Raw genomic sequence first — 26,177 nt, forward strand, 5'->3', positions numbered from 1 at the left:
GGCCCCGATACGGGGCCTTTTTTATGGTTCGCAGGAAAGACGACATAAGTCCATGAAGCAGTTAAACTAAAAAACACAACATCCAGACCGCAAGGACGCCATGTCAGGACTCATCTCCAAGACCGCCGAGGCCGTAGGCCGCAACGGACTCTCATACCGCCTGCTCTCCTATATTCTGGTGTGTAGTACCGTATTGGCGATGATCATTACGGTGCTGCAACTCGCCTGGGATTACCGCAAGGATGTCGCCGTCATCGAAGACAGCATCGGCCAGATCGAAGCCTCCTTTTTGCAACCTATTGCCGCCAGCTTGTGGAACCTCGATGAGGAGCAGGTCAAGGTGCAGATCGAAGGGATCATGAACCTGCCCAACATGCAGTTTGTGATGGTCAAGGAGATGCTCGGCAACTCCGAAGTGCCACTGTTGACCCAGGGAGTGGAACGGGAAAGCTATGACATCTCCCAGGAGTTCAATCTCACCTATCAGGGGGAAATTGTCGGCAAGCTGTTTGTCGCCGCGTCGCTGGAGCAGATTTACCAGCGTCTGATTGAGAAGTCAGTGCTGATCATGGTCAGCCAGACCATCAAGACCCTGGTGGTCTCATTTTGTATCCTGATCATCATTTACTATCTGGTGGTCAGGCACATCAACCGCATCGCCAACTACGCCCAGAAGTTCAACCTCGATCGGCTCGACATGGAGCTGGAGCTGGAAGGCCGCCCGCAGCCGCGCAAGAAACCCGACGAACTGGATACCCTGGTATCCACCCTCAACCAGATGCGCACCCGGCTACGTGACGAGCTGGTCGCTCGTCATCAGGCGGTGGAACAGCTGCAACAGGAGCGGGATTTCTCCGCCACCCTGATCAACTCCGCCAACATGGTCATCTGCTGCATGGAACCAGACTTGACCATCGCCAGCATCAACCCGGCAGCCATACTGCTGACCGGCTACCACCAGCAGGAGCTGTTGCAACACAACTGGCTGGATCTCTTTGTCAGCCCGGCGCAACGGGAAGAGCTGAACGATATTCTGGCGGCGGAAGGTTCACTGGCGGACAAAGAGGTCATCATGCATGACCAGCAGGCCCACGAGCTGGTGCTGCAGTGGACCTTCGTACCCTTCTATGAAGGGCCGAACCTCAAGTACCAGATCGGCTTCGGCTACGACATCACCCAGCTGAAAAAGGTCGAGCGGGAGATAATCCAGCTCAACGAGCAGCTGGAAGGCAAGGTGGTGGAGCGTACCCGCAGCCTGAGCGAAGCCAACAACCAGCTGGGCAAGGCGTACGACGACCTGAAACAAGCCCAGCAAACCCTGGTGGAGTCGGAGAAGATGGCCTCCCTCGGCTCGCTGGTGGCCGGGGTGGCACACGAGATCAATACCCCAATCGGCATCAGTGTGACCGCCTCCTCCTACCTGCAGGAACGGGTTGCCGATTTCAAATCTCATATAGAGTCAAAACAGCTGTCGCGTTCCTATCTCAACGAGTTCACCGTCAACCTCGACGAGTCGATGCAGCTGCTGCAGAGCAACCTGCGGCGCGCCTCCGAGCTGATTGCCAGCTTCAAGCAGGTGGCGGTCGACCAGTCATCGGAAGCACGCTACAACTTCAGCCTCGCCGACAACCTCCATCAGGTGGTGGTCTCGCTTGGCCACAAACTGAAGAAGAGCCAGTGCGAAGTGGATATCCAGTGCGATCCCAAGCTGTCTATATTCTCCTTCCCGGGCAGCTTTACCCAGATCTACTCGAACCTGATCCTCAACTCCATCAACCACGGGTTCGACAGCTGGGACAAACCGAAGAAGATCACCATCAAGGTGGAACAGCAGGGAGAGGAGCTGTTTATCGACTATTCGGACAACGGTCGCGGCATCCCGCCCGAAATCTTGCCGCGCATCTTCGATCCCTTCGTCACCTCCAAGCGGGGTCAGGGTGGCAGCGGTCTGGGCACCCACATTATCTACAACCTGGTGGTGCAACTGCTGAAAGGCCGTATCAGCTGTGCCAGCGAACCGGGCCAGGGCGCCCAGTTCCATATTCGCCTGCCGATCCAACATAACTGAGCGCTGGCTCTTGTGAGCCAGCCGCTTTATCCCCATCATGCTGTGATTGCATTCTTAATGAGCGGAGAACCTCGCAATGGCACAGCATTTTGACTATATCGCCATCGGCGGCGGCAGCGGCGGTATTGCGTCTGCCAACCGGGCTGCCATGTACGGTAAGAAAGTTGCCCTGATTGAAGCCAAAGAGTTGGGTGGAACCTGCGTCAACGTAGGCTGCGTACCGAAGAAGGCCATGTGGTATGCCGGCCAGATCGCCGATGCCCTGAAATATGGCGCCGACTACGGCTTTGACACCACCCTCAACCACTTCAACTGGGCCAAGCTGGTCGAGTCCCGCCAGGCCTACATCGGCCGCATTCACCAGTCCTATCAAAACGTGCTGGGCAAGAACCAGATCACCGTCATCAAGGGCTTCGCCCGCTTCGTCAGCAGCAACACCATCGAGGTTAATGGCGAGCACTACACGGCCGATCACATCTTGATCGCCACCGGTGGCCGCCCGGAAATTCCAGCGATCCCGGGAGCCGAGCTGGGTATCGACTCGGACGGTTTCTTCGATCTGCAAAGCCAGCCCAAGCGGGTTGCCGTGGTGGGTGCTGGCTACATCGCAGTCGAGATCGCAGGCGTGATGCAGGCACTCGGCTCAGAGACCCATCTGGTGGTGCGCAAGCACGCGCCGCTGCGCAACTTCGACCCCATGATCCACGAGACTCTGGTCGAAATCATGGCGCAGGAAGGGCCCAAGCTGCACACCCACGCCATTCCCAAAGCCGTGCTCAAGAACGCTGACAACAGCCTTACCCTGCAACTGGAAGATGGTCGCCACCTCACCGTTGACTGCCTGATCTGGGCCATCGGCCGGGTACCGGCTACCGACAACCTCAACCTGGCTGCCGCTGGCATCACGCTGGACGAGAAGGGCTTTATCCCGACCGACAAGTTCCAGAACACTTCCGTCGCCAACATCTATGCAGTGGGTGACAACACGGGTCGCATCCAGCTCACCCCGGTGGCCGTCGCCGCGGGCCGTCGCCTCTCCGAGCGGCTGTTCAACAACAAGCCCAATGAGCACCTCAACTACGATCTGGTGCCGACCGTGGTGTTCAGCCACCCACCCATCGGCACCATAGGCATGACCGAACCTGAAGCCATCGCCGAATACGGCGAGGACCAAGTGAAGGTCTACCGCAGCCAGTTCACCGCCATGTACTCGGCACTGACCCAGCATCGCCAGCCCACCCGGATGAAGCTGGTCTGTGTCGGCCCGGAAGAGAAGGTGGTCGGTTTGCACGGTATCGGCTTTGCGATGGACGAGATCCTGCAAGGCTTCGGCGTCGCCATGAAGATGGGGGCCACCAAGGCTGATTTCGACAACTGCGTGGCTATCCATCCGACCAGCGCGGAAGAGTTCGTCACTATGCGCTAAGGGCAGATGAAGTTGGCCTTTCACGAGCAACCGGCTTCGACAACCATCTAACCCCTTCTCCCAAACCCGGCTCAGGCCGGGTTTTTTGATCCCTCCTCGCTATTTCTCTCGCAGATCCGCCGTTCTTTACGCCGATTTTACGCCTACCACATGGCGCTTTATGGCGCCTTTACGCCTGTTTTACATACCCTTTTCAGCGTCAATGACATCAACAGAGTCGATATGGTCTTACATCGGCTCTCGCAGCTAATTATCTCAATGGAGTCGATATGAATTGGCTATATCTGCTGCTGGTCCTCGCCTTGATGGCCTATCTGATGCGCGCACTCACGCGCACTCACGAGTGAGGGACTACCTATATGCAGCAAGAATTTATCTACCCGGTGGCCAGCAAACTGCCGAGCCTCGTGAGCAATCCAATGCGTGCCCTGACGCACCGTGACCACGAGTGAGGAACTAGAACATGTGGCAAGAAATAATCTATCCGGTGGCCTTCGTGCTGCTGGTTCTGCTACCAGCACCGCTGCTGGGCAACTACATCTACCGGGTATTTGAAGGCAAAATCCACTGGCTGGCGCCGGTCGAGCGCGCCACGCTGGCTTGCTGTGGCACCGATGGGCGGGAGCAGGACTGGAAGTCCTACGCCCTCAGCCTGCTGGCCTTCAACGGCGCCGGTTTCGGTCTGCTGTTCCTGATCCTGATGGCGCAGGGGTTGCTGCCCCTCAACCCGCAACAACTGCCGGGTCTGAGCTGGCAACTGGCATTCAACACCGCGGTCAGCTTTATGACCAACACCAACTGGCAAGCCTATTCCGGTGAGGCCAGCCTCTCCTACTTCAGCCAGATGGTAGGCCTGACCACCCAGAACTTCGTCTCCGCAGGGACGGGCGCCGCCGTCGCCATTGCCCTGTTCCGCGGCATCGCCCGCCAGCAGACCATCAACCTTGGCAATTTCTGGCAGGACCTGGTGCGTTTCTGCCTCTATGTGCTGCTGCCCATCGCGCTGATCATGGCGCTGGTGCTGGTATGGCAAGGGGTGCCGCAAAGCCTGTCAGCCTATCTGCCGTTCCACGGTGTGGAAGGTCAGGAGCAGCTGTTGCCCCTCGGCCCGGCTGCTTCGCAAATTGCCATCAAGCAGCTCGGCTCCAACGGCGGTGGCTTCTTCGGCATCAACTCCGCCCACCCGTTCGAGAACCCGACCGCCCTCTCCAACTGGCTGGAGATGGTCGCCCTGCTCACCATCGCCGCAGCCATGGTCTTTACTCTGGGCCGCTATGTGAAGAACATGGCCCACAGTCGCGCCATTCTCGGCGCAATGACCCTCATGCTGGTGCTGGGGCTCTTCGTCTCCCTCTCCCAGGAGCTGAAACCGGATCACGCCCTCGCCCAGCTCACCACTGACGCCAGCAACATGGCTGGCAACTGGGAAGGCAAGGAGAGCCGCTTCGGCCCTGTGCTCTCCAGCATCTGGGAAGTGGCGACCACTGCCGCCTCCAACGGTGCCGTCAACGCCATGCACGACAGCTTTACTCCGCTCGGCGGCATGGTGGGCATGATCAACATGCTGCTGGGTGAGGTCATCTTCGGCGGGGTCGGCTCCGGTATCTACGGCATGATGCTGTTCGTACTGCTGACCGTGTTCCTGTGCGGCCTGATGGTGGGACGTACCCCGACCTATCTGGGCAAACGGCTCGGTATCACCGAGATGAAGTGGGTGGTCGCCAGCATGCTGGTGATGCCGGTGGGGGTTTTGGTGATCGGTGGTGTCACTCTGTTGATGCCGGATGCCAGCACCATCATCGGCCATGATGGCCCGCACGGTCTGTCACGCCTCATCTATGCCTACGCCTCGGCTGCCGGCAACAACGGCTCCGCCTTCGCCGGTTTTGCCGCCGGTGACAACTGGCAGTGCATCGCCATCGGTCTGGCCATGCTGCTCGGTCGCTTCGGCTACATCATTCCGGTACTGGCCATAGCCGGTCAGCTGGCCCGCGCGCCCCGTCAGGAGACAAGTGAAGGGGACTTCCCCATCAGCGGCCCGCTGTTCGTTACCCTGCTGATCATCACCGTCCTGCTGATAGGTGGCCTCTCCTTCCTGCCGGTGCTGGCACTGGGCCCGGTGGCCGAACATCTGAGCCTGACCGGAGGGGCACTCTGATGAACCTGACCCTGTCGATCACCATCCGGATGCCAATGGCCAACTATCTGATGCTGGGAGCTTTCCAATGAGCAAGTCCACTGCAATGAGCACCGACACCATGTTGGTGAAGGGCAAAAAACAGAAATCACAGATCATCCAGGCAATGGTTGAGGCCCTCTATCGCTTCAATCCCAAGGCGCTGTTTGGCAGCCCCATCCTGTTCACCCTCTGGCTGGCCGCAGTCATGGCGACGGTGGAGTCCCTGCTGGGGCAACCTTTCTCCGGCGTCGCTCCCTCACTGGCCTGGCAGCTGACCGCCTGGCTCTGGCTGACCCTCTGGTTTGCCAACTTCGCCGAGACGCTGGCCGAAGGACGCGGCAAGGCCCGCGCCGACAGCCTGAAAGCGGGCATGAGCCAGCTCAAGGCCCGTCGTGTGGAGAATGCCAAAGATGGTCAGGGTGAATGGGTACCCGCCACCAGCCTGATGAAGGGTGATCTGGTGCTGGTACGCAGCGGCGAGATGATCCCTGCCGACGGCGAAGTGATCGCCGGCATCGCCTCGGTCAACGAGGCCGCCATCACCGGTGAATCCGCCCCCGTCATCCGCGAGTCGGGTACCGACCGCAGCGGCGTGACCGGCAACACGACGGTCGTCTCCGACGAGATCTGGGTACGCGTCAGCAACAATCCGGGCGAAAGTACGCTGGATCGGATGATCGCACTGGTGGAAGGGGCCAAGCGCCAGAAGACCCCCAACGAGATGGCGCTCGACGCCCTGCTGGTGGGCCTGACCCTGATCTTCCTGTTGGTGGTCGCCACCCTGCCCTGGTTCCTCGACTACAACGGCACCCAGGTCCCGCGTCTCTACCTGATCGCTCTCTTTATCACCCTGATCCCGACCACCATCGGCGGCCTGCTCTCCGCCATCGGCATTGCCGGTATGGATCGACTGGTGAAGCTGAACGTCATCGCCAAGTCTGGCCGTGCCGTCGAAGCGGCTGGTGACGTGCGCACCCTGCTGCTGGACAAGACAGGCACCATCACCTTCGGCAACCGGATGGCCGATGAGTTGATCCCAGCCCCCGGCGTCGACCCTGCCCTGCTGGCACAAGCGGCCATGCTGGCCTCGCTGGGTGACAATACCCCGGAGGGCAAATCCATCCTGACTCTGGCCAGCAAAAGCATGGCCAAGCCGAGCCAGCTGGAGAGCGACAAGGTGATCCCTTTCAGCGCCGAGACCCGCCTGAGCGGACTGGATCGCAACGGTCATCAATATCGCAAGGGTGCGGTGGATGCCGTGTTGAACTACCTCAGCCTCGACCGCAAGGCGGTGCCTGAGCTGGTGATCAAGTCAGTCGACAGCATCGCCCGTCAGGGTGGCACCCCGCTGCTGGTATGCACTCAGGAGAAACTGCTGGGGGTGGTCTACCTCAAGGACATCATCAAGCCCGGTATCAAGGCTCGCTTCCAGATCCTGCGCCATATGGGGATCCGCACCGTGATGATCACCGGTGACAACCCGAAAACCGCCGCCGCCATCGCCGCCGAAGCCGGGGTGGATGACTTCATCGCCGAAGCGACGCCGGAGAAGAAGCTCGCCTATATCCGGCAGGAGCAGGCCGATGGTCGTCTGGTTGCCATGTGCGGCGACGGTGCCAACGATGCACCGGCACTGGCACAGGCTGATGTGGGTCTGGCCATGAACGAGGGTACCCAGGCAGCCAAGGAGGCGGGCAATCTGGTGGATCTCGACTCCAACCCCACCAAGCTGCTGGACGTGGTGCTGGTCGGCAAACAGCTGCTGGTGACCCGTGGCGCCCTGACCACCTTCTCCATCGCCAACGACGTGGCCAAGTACTTCGCCATCCTGCCAGCCCTGTTCATCGCCGCCTACCCGCAACTGGGGGCGTTGAACCTGATGCAGCTGGGCAGCCCGCAGAGCGCCATCCTGTCGGCCATCATCTTCAACGCCCTGATCATTGTGGCGCTGGTGCCGCTGGCACTGCGTGGTGTCGACCTGAAAGGCTCGGCCGCCAGCCTGCTGCGCCGCAACCTGCTGATCTACGGTGTCGGTGGCCTGCTGGTGCCTTTTATCGGCATCAAGCTGATCGATCTGGTCATTACCGGCCTGGGTCTGGTGTAACGACATAACCGGGATGCGGGGCAGACCCGCATCCCCAGCCATCTTTTTGGAGCAAGCGAATCATGATAGCAATCAGAACCCTGTTGACCCTCACCCTGCTGCTGGGGGTCGCCTACCCGCTGGCGGTCACCGGACTGGCACAGCTGCTGTTCCCCTGGCAGGCCAACGGCAGCCAGCTCACCGACAGCAAGCAGCAACTGATCGGTAGCGCCCTGCTGGGGCAGAAATTCGAGCGGGCTGACTATTTCCATCCCCGTCCCTCCGCCAGCGATTTCAACACCATTGGCGGCAGCGCCAGCAATCTGGGGATGAGCTCACCGTTTCGGGCAGAGTTTGCCGAACAGGCAGCCAAGGCACAGCCGGGAACCAGCTCCCCCGCCATGCTGACCCGCTCCGCCTCCGGCCTCGATCCCCACCTGCCGCTGGATGCGGTGCTGGCTCAGGTCGACCGCGTCGCCAAAGAACGTGGACTGGATCCCGCCCAACTGACGGAGCAGGTCAAGTCGGCCACACAAGCTGGTATCCTTGGCCCGCAGGTGGTCAACATTCTCCAGCTGAATCTGCAACTGGATCATAAAAAGGGCGCCTGATGGCGCCCATTCCGGTTTGGTGATGACCTCGATTTTCGAAACGGGCAGTTGGCTCGATAGGGATAACAATGGCTGATGTAGCAAGCGCTGATGCCCTGCTGACGAGTCTGATGCAGGAGCATGGGGATGCGTGATGAGGTAAGGGCCGACGCCCTGCTGGCGAGTCTGGAACAGGAGCACAAGGGCAAGCTGAAGGTGTTTCTCGGCGCCGCTCCCGGCGTGGGCAAGACCTACGCCATGCTGCAGGCGGTGCGGGAGCAGGCCAAAGAGGGGGTAGACATCCTGATCGGCGTGGTGGAGACCCACGGCAGGCAGGAGACGCTGGCTCTGCTCGACAAGCTCGCCATCATGCCGCGCAAGATCCACATGCACCGCCAGCAGCGACTGGAGGAGATGGATCTCGACGGTCTGCTCGCCCGCAAACCGGCCATCGCCGTGGTGGACGAGCTGGCCCACAGCAACGCCCCCGGCAGCCGCCACGAGAAGCGCTGGCAGGATGTGGAGGAGCTGCTCAACGCCGGGATCGACGTCTACACCACCCTCAACGTGCAGCATCTGGAGAGCCTCAACGATCTGGTGTGGCAGCTGACCGGGGTCAGGGTGAAAGAGACCCTGCCCGATCAGGTGCTGCTGGAAGCCGACAGTCTGGTGCTGATCGACCTGCCCCCCAAGGAGCTGCTCGGCCGCCTCAAGGAGGGCAAGGTCTATGTGCCCCATCAGGCCAAGGCTGCGCTGCAATCCTTCTTCTCCCTCAACAACCTCACCGCATTGCGGGAGCTGGCGATGCAGACCGCCGCCAGCCATGTGGAGGGCGATCTGCAACTGCAGTGGCAGGCTGCAGGCAAGAGCACCTTGCCGCTGCGGGGCAAGCTGATGGTTTGCCTCGGTGACCTGCACGGCTCGGCGCTGGTGCGCTACGGCCACCGCTTTGCCCAGCGCCGCCAACTCCCCTGGCTGGTGGTGCATGTCGACAGCAATGGCCGCCGCTCAGCCGATGTGGAGCAGGCGCTGGCGCTCGCCTCCCACCTCGGTGCCAAGGTGCTGACGCTCTCCAGCCCGGCGGTCGCCAACACCCTGCTGGAGACCGCCGAACAGCAGCAGGTCTCCCAGCTGCTGCTCGGCAAACCCCACAAGGCGCCGTGGCGTCGCTCGCTGGTGCAACACCTGCTCAAGCAGGCTCAGGGGCTCGAAATCACGCTGGTCGATACCGAGAAGCAGAAGCCCGAAGTGGGGATGCGCGTCCCGACCCCGAAGGATATTCACCACAGTCTGCTGGCAGTGGTGATCATGGGGATCACCTCGGCCGCCGCCTGGGGGCTCTCCTACTGGCTGCCGCCCGCGGCGTTGCCGCTCATCTTTGTACTGGGGGTGCTGGCGACTGCCCTCACCACCAGTCTGGTGCCCGCCACACTGGCGGCGGTGCTGGGCTTTATCGCCCACAATCTGCTGTTCACCGCACCCTACTTCTCCCTGAGCGTCGCCAACCACAGCGACCTACTCACCCTGTTTGTGCTGCTTATCGTCGGCATGACGGCGGGGCGGCTCGCCTCCCGTCAGCGCCAGCAGTTGATCGGTCTGCGAGAGACCCAGCAGCTGGGCAATGCCCTGCTCTCCCTCAGTCAGGGGCTGGCCACCGCCAGCAGCCCGGAGGAGGTTTTGAGACAAGGTGCCCAGGCCATTTCGCTGGCGCTCGGCCAGCCGACCGTGGTGATCGACAAGGAGTTCAACGATCGGCTCGGCAACGAGAAACACAGGCCCGGGCAGACCGACAAGGCGGCCATCGACTGGTGTCTGGCCCAGAAGCAGAGCGCCGGGGCCCAGACTGCGACCCTCAATGCCGCCGAGGCCCAGTATCACCACCTCAGCGACGATCTGGTGATCGGCATAACGCTGGCCAATCCGCTCTCCTCCTCCGCCGAGCATCAGCTGCAGGCGCTGCTCACCGACATTCGCGCCGCGCTGGCGCGGATCGACCTCAACGAGCGGCTGGCTGACAGCCAGTTGCAGGCGGAGACCGACCGGATGCGTGCCGCTCTGCTCTCCTCGGTCTCCCACGATTTGAAGACCCCCTTGGCGACCATCATGGGGGCAGGCAGCACTCTGCTGGAATATGGTGACCGGATCCCCGCCGAAGACCGCGACGAACTGCTCCACTCGGTGCAGGAGGAGGCGCGCCGCCTGCACAGCTATGTGCAAAATCTGCTGGATATGACCCGCATCGGCTCCCCCGACTTCCAGCTGAAACGGGACTGGGTCGATCTGGCTGATCTGGTGGAAAGCGCCCGCAAGCGGCTCGACTCCTCCTGGCGCCAGCACAAGCTGCTGGTCCATTTCGATCAGCATGTGCCCAATCTCTATGTGCACGGCGCCCTGATCGAGCAGGTGCTGGTCAATATCCTCGACAACGCCTCCCGCTACTCGCCGGCAGGCACCCCCATCGAGTTCAAGGTGATGGTGGCCGAACCCGACCTCATCATCGATATCATCGATATCGGGGTCGGCATCGCCGAGTCGGATCGGGAGAAGATCTTCAACCTCTTCTACACCCAGCCGGTGGGCGATTGCGGCAGCCGTGGCACCGGGCTTGGCCTCGCCATTTCCCGCGCTATGATAGAGGCCCACGGCGGCAAGATTTGGGCCTTCTCCGGCCCCAATGGCAACGGCACCTGCATGCGTATCTCCCTGCCGCTCGCCCTCAATTCACCGGAGGTTTGATGGCTCACATTCTGGTCATAGATGATGAAGCGGCGATCCGTCGCTTTCTGCGGATCAGCCTGATTGCCGAGGGGCATCAGGTGAGCGAAGCGGTCAGCGTCACCGAGGGGCTGGAGCAGTATCGCCACCTCAACCCCGATCTGGTGATCCTCGATCTCGGCCTGCCGGATGGCGATGGTATTCAGGTATTGCAGGCCATTCGCGAACACCACCCCAATCCGGTGCTGGTGCTGTCGGCTCGCGATTCGGAGCAGGAGAAGGTACGGCTGCTGGATGCCGGCGCCAACGACTACATGAGCAAGCCGTTCGGTATCGGCGAGATGATGGCCCGCATCCGTGTGCTCTTGCGCCAGCGGGCTGGCGTCAGCAGCGGCGAGCGGCGCCACTTCCCCCAATGCGGCCTGACGCTTGATGTCAGCAGCCACAAGGTGACCATGAAAGACGAGGAGATCCCTCTCTCCCGCAAGGAGTTCGCCCTGTTGCAGGCGCTGGTGTGCCACCCCGGCAAGCTGGTGATGCAGACCCAGCTGCTCAATGACATCTGGGGGCCGAGCCACAAGGAGGACACCCACTACCTGCGCATCGTCATCGCCAGCCTGCGCAAGAAGCTGGGGGATAACCCCCAGCAACCGACGCTTATCGAGACCGAATCAGGTATCGGCTACCGCTTTATCGGCAACTGATGTTTCACGTGGAACGACGCCCACTGCAAATCAGCGCCAATAGACCGCAGCCACTCAGCAACAGGCCGAGATCCTGCAATCCGGCCGCCACCGCCAACCCCAGACTGAGCAGCAGGTAGTAGCCAAGCCCGAACAGGGCGCCAGCACTGCCTGCTACCTCGCGATAGGCCAACAGCGCCTGACTCAGCACGTTGGGGATTGCCAGCCCGAAGGCCACCACCACACCCATCATGGGCAACAGGAACCAGAGGCTGGACTGACTCGCCCAGACCAGCAGCCCGGCAACCAGCGCCAGAGCGCAAGCCAGTCTGACCAGAGAGGACGGCAGCCACCCCCTCCCCAGCAGATGCTTGTTGAGCAGGCTGCCGAGCAGAGTCGCCAGTGCCAGCAAGATCCCCGAATAGCCAAACTCGCTGGCGCTCAAGCCCAATCCGGCAAAGAGGAACGGCGCCAGACTGTAGTAGCCAAACAGCATGGTGTTGAACAAAGCAACCAGCATGGCACTGCGCCAGAGCCCACCATCTTTTATCATCCGGCACGCCAGCGGCCAGAGCGCGACTCGCTGGGTACTAACCGGACGGGTTTCCGGCAACTGCCAGCAGGTCACCAGCAGCAAACCTACCGCCAGTATCAGCAGACCACTGAACACCCCGAGATAGCCGAACCCGCTCGCCAGCTGGCCGCCACTGAGCAGCCCCAGCACCGGACTGAGTGAGAGCGCAATGCCCATCACCGAGAAGACCCGCGCCAGATCGCTGCCCTGATAGCTATCGCGCAGCATGGTCTGGGTCACCACGGATCCCACCGCAGCGCCAAAGGCCGAGATAACCCGGGCCAGCAGCAGGGTTTCAAACTGATTGGCCAGCAGCGCCAGCAGGGTGCCGACACCATAGGTGAGCAGACCCGCCAGCATGGCGGGACGCCGCCCAATCAGATCGCAGAGCCGTCCCCAGCAGACCACGCCCACCGCAAACGCCAGAAAATAGACCGACAGGGTCTGGGATGCCTGCCCCTCGCTCACCTGAAACTGGGTGGCGATGTGGGTCAGTACCGGGCTGTAGATGGTCTCCACAATTTGGGGAAACATCATCAATCCCACCACCAGCCAGAGCGGTGGCAACTTGTTGTTCATGACAAACCTCCTTCACAAGAGGTCGCCATTCTAGAGAGATGCCGTCTGTCTGATTACAATAAGAAGGACTATAAACATCAAAAATCGGACATATGGCCTTTATTCTTCCCGATCACCCTTTTGACCCCGACCAGCTGACCGGCAGCGTGATCGGCATTGCCTCCGCCCTCGGCTGGCACGACTCGGGCCTACATCAACATCAGCGCCATCAGCTGCTGTTCGCCCAATCCGGCTGCATGACCATGGAGCTGGAAGGTCGGGTCTGCCTGCTGCCGCCTACCCGCGCCGCCTGGCTGCCTGCAGGCACCTCACACCGGATCTTGATGCGCGGTGTGGTGGCCTACCGCTCCCTCTACTTCCAGCCGCACCCCGAGTTGCCCGGCACGGTCGAAGTGCTGGCGGTCAATCCGCTGCTGCACGAACTGATCGAACGGATGGCGCTCTGGCCGTGGGACAAACCGCAAGAGCAGCAACAACGGACGGTGGCACTGTTTATGGAGGAGTTGGGGCAGGCACCGCGGGAGTCGTGGCAGTTGCCGCTGCCGACGGATCCCAGACTGGGCGACTGGCTACAGCAGTTGAAACGGGGGGATGCCCTGCCCGATCGGCTCAACCGGCTGGCCGAGCGGGTGGGTGCCAGTGACAAGACCATTGGCCGCATCTTTATGCGGGAGACCGGCATGAGCTATCAGGCGTGGCGTCAGCAGTGGCGGCTGTTGCGTGCCATGGAGCTGCTGGCAGAAAGCGAGCCCATCAGCCGGATTGCCGCTGCGCTGGAGTTCTCCAGCGACAGTGCCTTTATCAGCTTCTTCAAACAACATACGGGACAGACCCCCCTGCGCTATCTCAGCTCTCGGGGTGAGTCGCCACAGCCTGGCTCGCTTCCACCACCAGGGTATCCAGCGCCAGCGGTTTGAGATTGTGCAACGCATCCTTCACCACGGCGTGGGATGCCTGTTGCACCTCGCTCTGCACATCCTGCTCCAGCTGGGCACTCTCCAGCTCGGGCCGCGGGTTTTCGTTGGCCATCACGTTCAGGCTCAGGGCACTCACAATCAGGGTAGCGATCAGGCTTTTCATCTGGTTTGCTCCGGTATGGTTGAGATGACCAGATAGCTATTTCAATAGTTGTGCCAATCCTCATGCAATTCATAACATGATGATTTTGTTTAAATTAACTATCTTGCGATACCAAATTGAGTCGCAAAATGCATCCCGCTCGATCATTTTTAAACCAACAGTTGGTGCTTTTAACCACGCTTGATTTTTGCACCATGTTCCACGTGGAACGTTCCATCTTTTTGATCGACACCCGCTTTTAAACTGAGCTATGGTGCTACATCTTCGTAACTGACTCTGGATCTGTCACCGAATGGAATTTTCCTTGTTCGGCGAGAAGTTCACTCGCCACGCCGGTATTACCCAACTCATGGATGACCTCAATCAGGGGCTGACCAATCCGGACGCCATCATGCTGGGTGGCGGCAATCCGGCCCCGATCCCCGCCATGCTGGAGCGCTTTCAGGCCGAGGCCAAAACCCTGCTCGACAACGGCGAACTGGTGAAAGCGATGGCCAACTACGATGGCCCGCAAGGCAAAGACAGGTTCACCAGGGCGCTAGCCGGACTGCTCAGCAAGGAGCTGGGCTGGGATATCTCAGCCCGCAATATCGCCCTGACCAACGGCAGCCAGAATGCCTTCTTCTACCTGTTCAACCTGCTGGCCGGTGAATTTGCCGATGGCCGCAAGAAGAAGGTGCTGTTCCCGCTCGCCCCCGAGTACATCGGCTATGCCGACTCGGCGCTGGCCGACGACTACTTCGTGGCCTACAAGCCCACCATTGAGAAGCTGCCCGATGGCCAGTTCAAATACCATGTGGACTTCGAGAGCCTGCAGGTGGGTGACGATATCGGGGTGATCTGCGTCTCCCGCCCCACCAACCCCACCGGCAACGTGCTGACCGACGAAGAGATCGAACACCTCGATCAGATCGCCCGCGACAAGGGGATCCCGCTGCTGATCGACAACGCCTACGGCGTCCCCTTCCCAGGTATCATCTTCAGCGAAGCCAAGCCATTCTGGAATGCCAACACCATCCTCTGCATGAGCCTCTCCAAGCTGGGCTTGCCGGGCACCCGCTGCGGCATCGTCATCGCTGACGAAAAGATCATTCAGGCCATCACCAACCTGAGTGGCATCATCAATTTGGCGCCGGGCAGTCTGGGGCCCGCCATCACCATCCCGATGATCGAGAGCGGCGAGATCATCGCCCTCAGCGAACAGGTGGTGAAACCCTTCTATCAGCAGAAGGCGGAGCTGGCGGTGCAACTGCTGCGCGAGGCGATCCCCGACCCGCGCTTCCATATCCACAAGCCGGAAGGCGCCCTCTTCCTCTGGCTCTGGTTTGAAGATTTGCCGATCCACTGTCAGGAGCTCTATGAGCGACTGAAGGCGAAGAACCTGCTGATCGTGCCGGGTCACTACTTCTTCCCCGGCATCGACGACCCAGAGTGGCGCCACAGTCAGGAGTGCATCCGCCTCAACTACTCCCAGAGCGAGGAGCTGGTGCGCCGTGGCATCGCCATTCTGGCCGACGAAATCAACGCCCTCTACGCCGGCTAATCCAATCCGGCGATACAAAAACAGAAAGGCCTGCAGATGCAGGCCTTTATTGTTTATCGCGATCCGGTTTGCTTAGCCGGGCAGCGCCAGCTGCTCGGGTTTGCCGATGGGGATGGCGCGGGGCTTGAGCGCCTCCGGCAGTTCGCGAGCCAGGTCGATGGTCAACAGACCATGCTCCAGCTTGGCGCCCTGCACTTCCACGTGCTGGCTCAACTTGAAGGCGAGCTCGAAGTCACGCTCGGCAATCCCCTGATGGAGAAACTGACGCTCACCGGCCGCAGCCCCTTTGCGCCCCTTCACCTTGAGGGTGCCGTTTTCGGTCTCCAGCTCCAGCTCTTCGCGCTCGAAGCCGGCCACGGCGACCGTGATGCGATAGCCATCCTGATCGCGCTTTTCAATGTTGTACGGGGGGTAAGCGGCGGTCTTCTGCTCGAACAGACCTTCCAGCTCACGGGCCATCCGCTCGAAGCCGACGGCGTTGGAATAGAGATGAGAAAAATCGAGGTTACGCATAATCCTATCCTTCTAATAAGCAACAGGTTCAACTCTCCACAGGCCCGTTATCGGCACCCGGGAAATTTTAAAATTTCAGTGAATTCAGGCTATCAGCCGTTGATCTCTATCTTGCGCGGCTTCATCGCATCAGGCACTTCACGCACCAGCTCGATGTGCAGCAAGCCGTTTTTCAGGTCGGCTCCTTTCACCCGTACATAGTCGGCCAGCTGGAAGCGGCGCTCAAAACCACGTTCGGCGATCCCCTGATAGAGATAGTTGCGCTCGGTATCGGCCTGCTTGTTGCCCTTCACCGTCAGCAGATTTTCCTGGAAGCTCAGCTCCAGCTCTTCCTGGGTAAAGCCCGCTACCGCCATGCTGATGCGGTAGTCGTTGTCACCCAACTGCTCGATGTTGTAGGGGGGATAACCGGCATTGCCATTGCTGGCCGCAGATTCGATGAGATTGGCCAGACGATCGAAACCGATGGCAGAACGATAGAGCGGAGAAAAGTCGATAGAACGCATAGTATTACCCTCTTGTGAGCGATAACGGATTGTTTGCCCTCCTTATGGACGGGCGCCTGGTCGAAACCTCTGTCGAGCGTTCCGGCCTTGTTACCTATATAGGGGCTCACTTTTTCCTTTCAAGGGGATTTTTTCAAATTTTTTAAATGGCCGCGCCGACCTGTAGAACATCAACTTGTTGGCCCGATAGTGATGATAATCGACCCGTGGGCCACTGATGGCAACTCGCTTAGCGCCCCATAATTGGTTGCATATCCACCAGCCAACATGGAGCCATCCCATGAAGATTACCCAGGTTCGCAACGCCACCTTGCTGCTCGACTATGCCGGCACCCGCTTTCTGATTGACCCCATGCTCTCGGCCAAAGGGGCCTTCCCCGGCTTTGAGGGCACCGCCAACAGCCATCTGCGCAATCCGCTGGTCGAGCTGCCGCTACCGATCGATGAGCTGGTCGATGTGGACGCCGTTATCGTCACCCACGACCATCCCGACCACTGGGATGATGCCGCCAGAGCCCGGATCCCCAAGCATCTGCCGCTCTTGGTGCAACATCAGAAAGATGCCGATGCTATTCGTGCCAGTGGCTTTGAGGATGTGCGTCTGCTGAGCGACCAGCCCGAGTTTGCCGGCATTCGCCTGCAGCAGACCGGTGGCCAGCACGGCAACGACCAGTTGATGGCGGTACTGGGTGAACGCATGGGAGAAGTGTGCGGCGTGGTCTTCTCCCATCCCGACGAACAGTGCCTCTATCTGGCCGGTGATACCATCTGGCATCCCTCGGTCGAGCAAGCCCTGCAACAGCATCAGCCCGAGGTCATCATCCTCAACTGTGGCGATGCACAGGTGCCCGGGCTCGGTTCCATCATCATGGGCAAGGAGGATGTCGCCGCCGTTTATCAGGCCGCACCGCAGGCCACGCTGATCGCCAGCCATATGGAGGCGGTTAACCACGCAGTGCTGTCGCGCCAGGAACTGCGCGACTATCTGGCGGAACGGGGCATGATGGATCGGGTACGGGTGCCGCAAGATGGCGAGGAGATATCGCTGTGACCCGCAGGAGGGCCCATGCCAGACATGGCTCTTCGGCTTTCACAGCCTGACGTTTATGATGAGTGTCTGCGCGCAGAGAGGAGCCAACATAATGCCCACCCCGATCGTTGCCGTGGTGACCTTCGATCACTTCAGTCCTTTTCACTTCGCCGTCCCCTGCCTCATCTTCGGCGACATCCTGCCGGGCCAGCCGCTGTTCGAGCTCAAGATCTGCTGCGGCGATGGCAACCACCACGCACACTCGGCGCATGGCTTCACCATTCAGGCTCCCTATGGGCTGGAGGTGCTGGCCGAGGCGGAGATCATCGTCATCCCCTTCTGGCACGACCCGGCAGCCCGACCACCCGCAGCGCTGCTCGATGCCCTTATCGCCGCCAGAGCCAGAGGTGCCCGACTGGTCGGACTCTGCCTCGGCACCTATGTGCTCGCCTACGCCGGGCTGCTCAATGGTCGCAAAGCGTCGACCCACTGGGAGTACGAACAAGATTTCTGCCGCCGCTTTCTCTGCGTGCAACTCGATACCAATGCTCTCTATGTGGATGACGAGGGGCTGGTCACCTCGGCAGGCACTGCCGCCGGGCTGGATTGCTGCCTCTATCTGGTACGCCAGTACCACGGCTCGGCCATCGCCAACAAGGTGGCGCGGCGGCTGGTGATCCCGCCTCACCGGGAAGGGGGCCAAGCCCAGTTTATCGAACAGCCGGTGCCCGCCTCCACCCGCGATGTCAGGATGAACCAGTTGCTCGATCACCTGCGTGCCCATCTGGCCGAACCCCACACCCTGGATTCTCTGGCGGCCCACACCCTGATGAGCCGCCGCACCTTTACCCGCCGTTTTCATCAGGCTACCGGCCTCTCGGTGGGTGAATGGCTGCTGGCGGAGCGGCTCAGGCGCAGTCAGGAGCTGCTGGAGGTAAGCGGTCATTCAATCGATCGCATTGCCGAGCTGGTTGGCTTCAAGAGTGCCACCTCTTTGCGCAACCACTTCCGCGGCCGCTTTGCCATCTCCCCCAGCGAGTGGCGACGATCTTTTCGCGGAAATAATGTCTGATGACATCCTCTATACCCGCTCACTCCGCTATGGCAGGCTAACCAGAAATCCCGAGGAGTCATCCCATGTCCCGTTCCGAACGCCTGCTGGCCCTGCTCCAGCTGCTGCGCGGCCACCGTTACGCCATAACTGGCGCGGAGCTGGCCAACCAGCTTGGCATCAGCCTGCGCACCCTCTATCGGGATATCGCCACCCTGCAGGCGCAAGGTGCCCATATCGAGGGTGAACCGGGGATCGGCTATGTGCTGCGTCCCGGCTTCATGCTGCCGCCATTGATGTTCAGTGAAGAGGAGCTGGATGCGCTAGTGCTGGGGTCACGTTGGGTCGTCGCCCACGGTGACGGAGCCTTGAGAGCATAGGCCAGCAGTGCGCTGGCCAAGATAGAAGCCGTACTGCCAGCCGACTATCGCCAGCAGCTCCAGAGCAATGCCCTGCTGATCGGCACCTCCCGCAGCGACCGCCTCACCGATGAAGCCCCGCTGCGCTGCGCCATCCGCCAGCAACGCAAGGTGACCCTGAGTTATCGTGACCTCAAAGATAAGGCCTCTGAGCGTACCGTCTGGCCCTTTGCCCTCGGCTACTTCGAACAGGTGCGGGTACTGGTAGCCTGGTGCGAACTGCGTAAGGGCTTTCGCCACTTTCGAGTCGATCGCATCACCCGAATGCAGCAGGAAGAGAGCCGCTACCCCAAAAGCCGGGAGAGCCTGCTGAAAGAGTGGCGCGCCACCCAGCAGATCCCGCAGCCGAAATTCATTGCTGACAGAAACTGACAGCAGGTAGCGCCATGCTGACAGGGTCGGCGCCAATGCGCCATCTCATCAGCAAGGAGCATCACCATGTTAGTCCCCCAATTCACCATCCTCTACGTTGCCAACCCGACCCGCAGCGCGCTCTTCTACCGCGAACTGTTCGGTCGCCAGCCGGTGGAGGAGTCACCTACCTTTGCCATGTTCGTGTTCGAATCGGGCGCCAGACTGGCACTCTGGTCCAGCGCCACAGTTGAACCTGCCGTGACCCAAACGGCCGGAGCGATGGAGCTGGCCTTCGCCCTCCCCGATGATGATGCCGTCGTTCGCCTGTCTGCCGAATGGCTGGCGCGCGGGCTCCCCCTGATCCAGGCGCCGACCAAGATGGAGTTTGGCTACACCAGCATGGCCCTCGATCCGGATGGCCATCGTCTGCGCCTCTACTGCCCGGCACCTGAGCTTGGTTAATCGGGTTCAATGTTCCACGTGGAACGTGCAACTCCTTCCGCCCAAAAACAAAAAGCCGCTCACAGGGAGCGGCTTTTTTATATCGGGCTGACAGCGTCGATTAGACGTCGAGGTTGGCTACGCGCAGAGCGTTGGTCTCGATAAAGTCACGACGGGGCTCAACGGCATCACCCATCAGGGTGGAGAAGAGCTGGTCGGCACCGACGGCATCGTCGATGGTGACGCGCAGCATGCGGCGGGCTTCCGGATCCATGGTGGTTTCCCACAGCTGGTCCGGGTTCATCTCGCCCAGCCCTTTATAGCGCTGGATGTAGATGCCGCGCTTGCCTTCGCCCATCAGCCACTCGACCGCTTCGATGAAGCTGGAGACCGGCTTGACCTTCTCGCCACGCTTGATGTAACCGCCTTCCTCGATCAGGTTGGCGATCTCCTTGCCCAGCGAGACCAGCTGACGGTACTCGGAGGATTGCAGGAAGTCGTAGCTGAGCGGATATTCGCGATCGACACCGTGCTGACGTACCACGGCGTGCGGCACGTACAGGCTGCGCTCTTCGTCACGACGAACCTGGATCTGGTACTGGATACCGTGGTTGCTCTCGTTGAGCACGGCTTCCATACCCTGACACCAGGCCAGCAGATCGCTCTCGCTGTTCAGCAGCGCTTCATTCAACTCCGGCTGATAGATCAGTTGGGTCAGCACGGCTTCCGGCGCACGACGAGACATGCGGGTGATCAGGTGAGTCACCGAGCGGTGCTGGTTGACCAGACGCTCCAGTGCCTCGCCACCGATGGCCGGGGCAGACTCGTTGACGTGCAGGGTGGCACCGTCCAGCGCCATGGCGGTCTGGTACTGCAGCAGCGCGTCTTCGTCTTTCAGATACTGCTCCTGCTTGCCCTTCTTCACTTTGTAGAGCGGCGGCTGGGCGATGTAGACGTAGCCACGTTCGATAATTTCCGGCATCTGACGATAGAAGAAGGTCAACAGCAGAGTTCGGATGTGCGCACCATCGACGTCCGCATCGGTCATGATGATGATGTTGTGATAACGCAGCTTGTCCGGATTGTACTCGTCGCGACCGATACCGCAGCCCAGTGCGGTGATCAGGGTGCCCACCTCTTGCGAGGAGATCATCTTGTCGAAACGGGCCTTCTCTACGTTCAGGATCTTGCCCTTGAGCGGCAGGATGGCCTGGTTCTTCCGGTTGCGACCCTGCTTGGCGGAACCGCCAGCAGAGTCCCCTTCCACTATGTAGAGTTCGGAGAGAGCCGGGTCTTTTTCCTGACAGTCAGCCAGCTTGCCGGGCAGACCGGCGATATCCAGCGCGCCTTTGCGGCGGGTCAGTTCGCGAGCCTTGCGGGCCGCTTCACGGGCACGGGCCGCATCGATGATCTTGTTGACCACGATCTTGGCATCGCCCGGGTTTTCCAGCAGGAAGTCAGCCAGCTTCTCACCCATCGCCTGTTCAACGGCGGTCTTCACTTCGGAAGAGACCAGCTTGTCCTTGGTCTGGGAGGAGAACTTGGGATCCGGCACCTTGACGGAGATAACGGCAATCAGACCTTCACGCACGTCGTCGCCACTGGCGGCAGACTTGGCCTTCTTGCTGTAGTCCTCTTTGTCCATATAGGAGTTCAGAGTACGGGTCAGTGCGGTACGGAAGCCAACAAGGTGAGTACCACCATCCCGCTGCGGGATGTTGTTGGTGAAGCAGTAGACCCCTTCCTGATAGGCGTCGTTCCACTGCATCGCCACTTCAACGCCGATACCATCCTGCTCGGTGGTGAAATGGAACACCTTCGGGTGGATCGGGGTCTTGTTCTGGTTCAGGTACTCAACGAACGCTTTGATGCCGCCTTCGTAACAGAAGTGCGCCTCACGGCCGTCACGCTCATCCATCAGACGGATGGAAACACCGGAGTTGAGGAAGGAGAGCTCGCGCAGGCGCTTGGCCAGGATCTCGTAGTGGAACAGGGTGTCGCTGAAGATGGTCGGGCTCGGCCAGAAGCGAACTTCAGTACCGGTGCCGGTGCTGTCGCCAATCTGCTTGAGCGGCGCTTGCGGCTCACCCAGATGATAGGTCTGTTCGTAGACGTGGCCGTTACGACGAATGGTCAGCAGCAGCTTGTCAGAGAGCGCGTTAACAACGGAGACGCCGACGCCGTGCAGACCACCGGAAACCTTGTAGGAGTTGTCATCGAACTTACCGCCAGCGTGCAGCACGGTCATGATGACTTCGGCAGCGGATCGGCCCTCTTCCGGGTGAATATCGACCGGAATACCACGGCCGTTATCGCGCACGGAGACGGAGCCATCGGAATGGATCTTGACCTGAATATCGGAGCAGTAGCCAGCGAGCGCCTCGTCAATGGAGTTATCGACGACCTCGAACACCATGTGGTGCAGACCCGAGCCATCATCCGTATCGCCGATATACATCCCCGGGCGCTTGCGGACCGCATCCAGGCCCTTCAGCACCTTGATATTCGAGGAGTCGTAAGTATTTTCACTCATAGCTTACTCTCTGCCTTCTCTAACGTTTCGGAGATTTTACCCTGTTCCACGTGGAACAACTTGCAGTCATTCGCATCCATCATGTCTGCGAGCTGACCGGTGTCGATGGCGGTGATAAACACCTGGGACGCACACTGCTTCAGCCTTGCGGCCAGCAAGCGGCGCTTGTCGACATCCAGTTCAGAGGCAAAATCGTCAATTAAAAAAATACAGCCACGGCTGCTATGTTGATTCAAATAGAGCCCTTGGGCCAGTCGCATGGCGCAGACCAGCAACTTCAGCTGACCCCGGGACAAAATATCCTGAGCGGGCACCCCGTTCGCCTTGAGACGCACATCGGCTTTCTGTGGACCGACACCGGTATAGCCCAGCGCCCGATCCCGCTCAAACCCCGCCTCCAGCAGATCGCCGAGGGGAGTATCTTTCTCCCAGCCCCGGTAAAAGCCGAGACTGATATCGAATTCCGGCAGAAAATCCGCCGTCATCTCCTTGATCAGGGGCGTAATGGCCTGACAATAACTGGCGCGAAACTCGGCCAGCTCACCACCCAGCCGCACCAACTCCTGATCCCAGAACGCCAGCTGGCGGTATTGGGTGCTCTGGCGCAACAGCGCATTGCGCTGTTTCAGCAGCCGCCGCACTCGTCCCCACAGGGCAAAGAAGGTCGGCTCCTGATGGAAGACACCCCAATCGAGCCAGGCGCGGCGAGCCTGAGGCCCGCCCGTCAGCAAGTTGAAACCATCGGGATGGATCAACTGCACCGGCAACAGCTCCGCCAAATCGGCAAGCCGCTGGGCCTGTGCCCCGGCAATCTTGAGCTGGGTCTCGCCACTCTTGTCTTTGGCAAGACCGATCGGTACCTGACGCCCCTCCAGCTCGCACTGGGCAAACAGGGTAAAGGCCCTCTCCCCCTGGCGGATGACCCGCCCGGTCAAATGAGTGCGAAAGGAGCGCCCCAGACCAAGGTAGTGAATGGCTTCCAGCACACTGGTCTTGCCGCTGCCATTGCACCCGACCAGAATGTTGAGGCCGGGCGACAGCTTGAGACTGGCTTGCTGGATATTGCGAAAGTCGCTGAGCTGGAGTTTGACCAGGGACACGACTAGATCCGCATCGGCATCACCACGTACTGAGCATCCTGATGTTCAAAATCCTCAATAATGGCACTGCTGATGGAATCGCTCAGGCTAATCCGAATTTGGTCACATTTTAACGTATTCAGCACGTCGAGCACATAAGAGACGTTAAAGCCGATCTCCATCTCGCCAGCGGCATATTGTACGTCAAGCAGCTCTTCGGCTTCTTCCTGTTCCGGGTTGTTCGCGGTGATGCGCAGCAGGTTTTCCTGCAGATTGAGACGCACCCCACGGAATTTCTCGTTGGAGAGGATGGCGGCGCGGGCAAACGCCTGACGCAGATCCTCACGGCCGGCGATCAGGGCCTTGTCGCTGTTGCGCGGAATGACGCGGCGCCAGTCCGGGAAGCGGCCATCCACCAGCTTGGAGGTGAAGATGAAGCCGTCCAGCGCAGCGCGCAGGTTGCTGCGACCGATCTGCAGACGTACCGGCTTGTCTTCCGCCTCCAGCAGACGCACCAGCTCCAGTACCCCTTTGCGCGGCAGGATAACCTGATGATCGGGCAGCGATTCCCCTACTACCTCGCGGCGGCAGGTGGCCAGACGGTGACCGTCGGTCGCTACGGTGCGCAGACCGTGACCTTCGCTCTCGAACAGCATGCCATTCAGGTAGTAACGCACATCCTGGCTGGCCATGGAGAACTGGGTCGCATCGATCAGCTTCTTCAGCTCCAGCTGGCTGATATCGAACTCGAGCACGGATTCCCAATCCTCGATGTTCGGATACTCGGTCGCCGGCAGGGTCGAGAGGTTGAAGCGGGAACGACCGGACCGGATGATCAGGCGCTCGCCTTCGGTATTGAGACGGATCTCGGCGCCTTCCGGCAGACCACGGCAGATATCCAGCAGCTTGCGCGCCGGTACTGTGGTGCGGCCATCTTCGCTGGCCCCGTTCAGATAGACCTGACCGATCATCTCTACTTCGAGATCGGTACCGGTCAGTGACAGCAGACCGTTGCTGACATCAAGCAGCACGTTGCCGAGTATCGGCAGGGTCGGTCGGCCGCCGAGGGCGCCGGACACCAGTTGCAGAGGACGTAACAGGGCCTCACGGCTAATTTCGAGCTGCATCTGTGCTCTCCGTTGTGATTAGGAGGAAAAGATTCGGATCAGGTTGGAATATTCGCGCTGCATCTGTCCACTCGATTCCGTTATCAGGAAGAAAGGGTACGGATCAGGTTGGAATAGTCCTCCTTGATGTCGTGACTCTCCTCCTTCAGCTGCTCGATCTTGCGGCAGGCATGAAGAACGGTAGTGTGGTCACGGCCACCAAAGGCATCACCTATCTCCGGCAAACTGTGGTTGGTCAGCTCCTTGGCCAGTGCCATCGCCAGTTGGCGCGGACGGGCAACAGAGCGGGAACGACGCTTGGAGAGCAGATCCGCCAGCTTGATCTTGTAGTACTCCGCCACCGTCTTCTGGATATTGTCGATGGTGACCAGCTTCTCCTGCAGTGCCAACAGGTCGCGCAGCGCTTCGCGCACGAAATCGATGTTGATGGCACGGCCGGTAAAGTTGGCGTTGGCTATCACCCGGTTGAGGGCGCCTTCCAGTTCACGGACGTTGGATCGCAGACGTTTGGCGATGAAGAAGGCCACTTCGTCCGGCAGATGGATCTGGTTCTCGTCTGCCTTGCGCATCAGGATCGCGACGCGGGTCTCCAGCTCCGGCGGTTCGATCGCCACGGTCAGGCCCCAGCCGAAGCGGGACTTGAGGCGATCCTCGACACCGTTGATCTCCTTCGGATAGCGATCCGAGGTCAGGATGATCTGCTGGTTACCTTCCAGCAAGGCATTGAAGGTATGGAAGAACTCCTCCTGGGAGCGCTCCTTGTTGGCGAAAAACTGGATGTCATCGATGAGCAGGGCATCGACGCTACGGTAGTAACGCTTGAACTCTTCAATAGCGTTGTTTTGCAGCGCTTTCACCATGTCCTGAACAAACCGCTCGGAGTGCATATAGATGACTTTGGCATCTTTTTTACTCTCCTTGATGGCATTGCCAACGGCGTGCAGCAGGTGGGTTTTACCCAGGCCGGTGCCGCCATAGAGGAACAGCGGGTTGTAAGCACCACCCGGATTGTCCGCTACCTGACGGGCAGCCGCACGCGCCAACTGGTTGGACTTACCCTCGACGAAATTCTCGAAGGTATAGTTCACGTTGGTGTTGCTCTTGTGGTTCGGCTCGGGCTTGGCTTCAGCCTTGCTTTCCCAGCTCTTCTGCAAGTTATTCACAGGCGCGGCACCCTGTACCGGCGCTCTGGCGACAGCAACAGGATGGGGACGATTACCTATATCAAAACGCAGGGCGGGGCCGTCGACCCCGCAGAGTTCGTTGATGATGCCGTTAACCCGGATGAGATACTTGTCTCGTACCCAGTCCAGAACAAAGCGATTCGGTGCATACAGGGTCAGAGTATTGTCACTCAACTCCGCTTGAAGCGGCCGGATCCACATGCTGAATTCTGCCGAGGGCAACTCATCTTGCAGCCGGTTAAGGCACTGCTGCCATAGCGAAGCAGTCACTCTAAACTCCTGTCGATTGATTAACTAAAGACCGGCTATTCTACGTTTTTAGCCGCCGGATCTCCAGCCATCGCCCGGTGGATCCAGCAAATAAGATCCTTGACTTTCAAGGATCCAGCGCCTTTGGATCGGATTTCATCCCCAAAGTTA

General features: G+C 60.1%; 20 protein-coding genes and 1 pseudogene. 13 read left to right on the forward strand and 8 right to left on the reverse strand.

From position 1 onward, the window contains the following. The first annotated feature begins 100 nt into the window (after window positions 1-100). From G5182_RS12520 to G5182_RS12550, 7 genes are all read left to right on the forward strand, one after another. Complete coding sequence (locus G5182_RS12520; RefSeq protein ID WP_421254420.1) at window positions 101-2,068, forward strand: ATP-binding protein; 1,968 nt, start codon at window positions 101-103, stop codon at window positions 2,066-2,068. 76 nt (window positions 2,069-2,144) lie between these two features. Continuing rightward, on the forward strand, window positions 2,145-3,494 hold the full coding sequence (gene gorA, locus G5182_RS12525) for a glutathione-disulfide reductase (protein ID WP_042054367.1): 1,350 nt from the start codon (window positions 2,145-2,147) through the stop codon (window positions 3,492-3,494). 463 nt (window positions 3,495-3,957) lie between these two features. Continuing rightward, window positions 3,958-5,652 (forward strand): potassium-transporting ATPase subunit KdpA, encoded by a 1,695-nt coding sequence (kdpA, locus tag G5182_RS12530; protein ID WP_421254421.1) that lies wholly within the window; start codon window positions 3,958-3,960, stop codon window positions 5,650-5,652. A gap of 67 nt (window positions 5,653-5,719) precedes the next feature. Then, the gene (kdpB, locus tag G5182_RS12535; RefSeq protein WP_421254422.1) at window positions 5,720-7,777 is read left to right on the forward strand and encodes a potassium-transporting ATPase subunit KdpB; all 2,058 of its coding nucleotides are present in this window, start codon (window positions 5,720-5,722) and stop codon (window positions 7,775-7,777) included. Window positions 7,778-7,839: 62 nt separating this feature from the next. Further along, on the forward strand, window positions 7,840-8,367 hold the full coding sequence (locus tag G5182_RS12540) for a potassium-transporting ATPase subunit C (protein ID WP_227341703.1): 528 nt from the start codon (window positions 7,840-7,842) through the stop codon (window positions 8,365-8,367). A gap of 126 nt (window positions 8,368-8,493) precedes the next feature. Then, entirely contained in the window at window positions 8,494-11,082 is a 2,589-nt protein-coding gene (locus G5182_RS12545; protein ID WP_227341702.1) for a sensor histidine kinase, read from the forward strand. Continuing rightward, complete coding sequence (locus G5182_RS12550; RefSeq protein WP_058059785.1) at window positions 11,082-11,765, forward strand: response regulator; 684 nt, start codon at window positions 11,082-11,084, stop codon at window positions 11,763-11,765. Before G5182_RS12545 ends, G5182_RS12550 begins: the two co-directional genes overlap by 1 nt. A gap of 4 nt (window positions 11,766-11,769) precedes the next feature. Here the strand turns inward: G5182_RS12550 and G5182_RS12555 are convergent, their stop codons facing one another. After that, the gene (locus G5182_RS12555) at window positions 11,770-12,897 is read right to left on the reverse strand and encodes a multidrug effflux MFS transporter (RefSeq protein ID WP_227341701.1); all 1,128 of its coding nucleotides are present in this window, start codon (window positions 12,895-12,897) and stop codon (window positions 11,770-11,772) included. Between the two features lie 92 nt (window positions 12,898-12,989). Between G5182_RS12555 and G5182_RS12560 the strand changes: the two genes are divergently transcribed. Then, window positions 12,990-13,814: an AraC family transcriptional regulator gene (locus G5182_RS12560; protein WP_216979793.1), complete on the forward strand. Its 825-nt coding sequence runs from the start codon at window positions 12,990-12,992 to the stop codon at window positions 13,812-13,814. On the opposite strand, the gene G5182_RS12565 is transcribed toward G5182_RS12560, so the two are convergent. Further along, window positions 13,744-13,977 carry a hypothetical protein gene (locus tag G5182_RS12565; protein WP_216979794.1) on the reverse strand — a complete coding sequence of 78 codons (234 nt, stop codon included), beginning with the start codon at window positions 13,975-13,977 and terminating at the stop codon, window positions 13,744-13,746. The genes G5182_RS12560 and G5182_RS12565 overlap by 71 nt on opposite strands. Before the next feature lie 292 nt (window positions 13,978-14,269). Between G5182_RS12565 and G5182_RS12570 the strand changes: the two genes are divergently transcribed. Continuing rightward, on the forward strand, window positions 14,270-15,520 hold the full coding sequence (locus G5182_RS12570) for a valine--pyruvate transaminase (RefSeq protein WP_227341700.1): 1,251 nt from the start codon (window positions 14,270-14,272) through the stop codon (window positions 15,518-15,520). 72 nt (window positions 15,521-15,592) lie between these two features. On the opposite strand, the gene G5182_RS12575 is transcribed toward G5182_RS12570, so the two are convergent. Then, window positions 15,593-16,033, reverse strand: coding sequence for an Hsp20 family protein (locus G5182_RS12575; RefSeq protein WP_005339297.1), 441 nt, complete (start codon window positions 16,031-16,033; stop codon window positions 15,593-15,595). Between the two features lie 92 nt (window positions 16,034-16,125). Next, a complete protein-coding gene (locus G5182_RS12580) occupies window positions 16,126-16,539 on the reverse strand; it encodes an Hsp20 family protein (RefSeq protein WP_227341699.1) in 414 nt (137 codons plus the stop codon). Window positions 16,540-16,819: 280 nt separating this feature from the next. Between G5182_RS12580 and G5182_RS12585 the strand changes: the two genes are divergently transcribed. The 4 genes and pseudogenes from G5182_RS12585 (at window position 16,820) to G5182_RS12600 (ending at window position 19,855) form a co-directional block, all read left to right on the forward strand. Next, complete coding sequence (locus tag G5182_RS12585) at window positions 16,820-17,590, forward strand: MBL fold metallo-hydrolase (protein ID WP_184237128.1); 771 nt, start codon at window positions 16,820-16,822, stop codon at window positions 17,588-17,590. Between the two features lie 91 nt (window positions 17,591-17,681). Continuing rightward, complete coding sequence (locus G5182_RS12590) at window positions 17,682-18,641, forward strand: helix-turn-helix domain-containing protein (protein WP_421254423.1); 960 nt, start codon at window positions 17,682-17,684, stop codon at window positions 18,639-18,641. Between the two features lie 65 nt (window positions 18,642-18,706). Then, window positions 18,707-19,411, forward strand: a pseudogene (locus tag G5182_RS12595) (helix-turn-helix transcriptional regulator). Between the two features lie 66 nt (window positions 19,412-19,477). Beyond that, a complete protein-coding gene (locus tag G5182_RS12600; protein WP_227341697.1) occupies window positions 19,478-19,855 on the forward strand; it encodes a VOC family protein in 378 nt (125 codons plus the stop codon). Window positions 19,856-19,955: 100 nt separating this feature from the next. On the opposite strand, the gene gyrB is transcribed toward G5182_RS12600, so the two are convergent. From gyrB to dnaA, 4 genes are all read right to left on the reverse strand, one after another. Next, window positions 19,956-22,367 (reverse strand): DNA topoisomerase (ATP-hydrolyzing) subunit B, encoded by a 2,412-nt coding sequence (gyrB, locus tag G5182_RS12605; RefSeq protein ID WP_421254424.1) that lies wholly within the window; start codon window positions 22,365-22,367, stop codon window positions 19,956-19,958. Beyond that, window positions 22,364-23,467: a DNA replication/repair protein RecF gene (gene recF, locus G5182_RS12610; protein WP_005339305.1), complete on the reverse strand. Its 1,104-nt coding sequence runs from the start codon at window positions 23,465-23,467 to the stop codon at window positions 22,364-22,366. The genes gyrB and recF overlap by 4 nt, the downstream gene beginning before the upstream one ends. Before the next feature lie 2 nt (window positions 23,468-23,469). Beyond that, window positions 23,470-24,573, reverse strand: coding sequence for a DNA polymerase III subunit beta (gene dnaN, locus G5182_RS12615; RefSeq protein WP_005339306.1), 1,104 nt, complete (start codon window positions 24,571-24,573; stop codon window positions 23,470-23,472). Window positions 24,574-24,656: 83 nt separating this feature from the next. Next, a complete protein-coding gene (dnaA, locus tag G5182_RS12620) occupies window positions 24,657-26,027 on the reverse strand; it encodes a chromosomal replication initiator protein DnaA (RefSeq protein ID WP_005339307.1) in 1,371 nt (456 codons plus the stop codon). Between the last annotated feature and the right edge of the window lie 150 nt (window positions 26,028-26,177).

The sequence above is a fragment of the Aeromonas sp. 600948 genome (genome assembly GCF_049174875.1).
In the GTDB taxonomy this organism is placed as follows: Bacteria; Pseudomonadota; Gammaproteobacteria; order Enterobacterales; family Aeromonadaceae; genus Aeromonas; species Aeromonas veronii_A.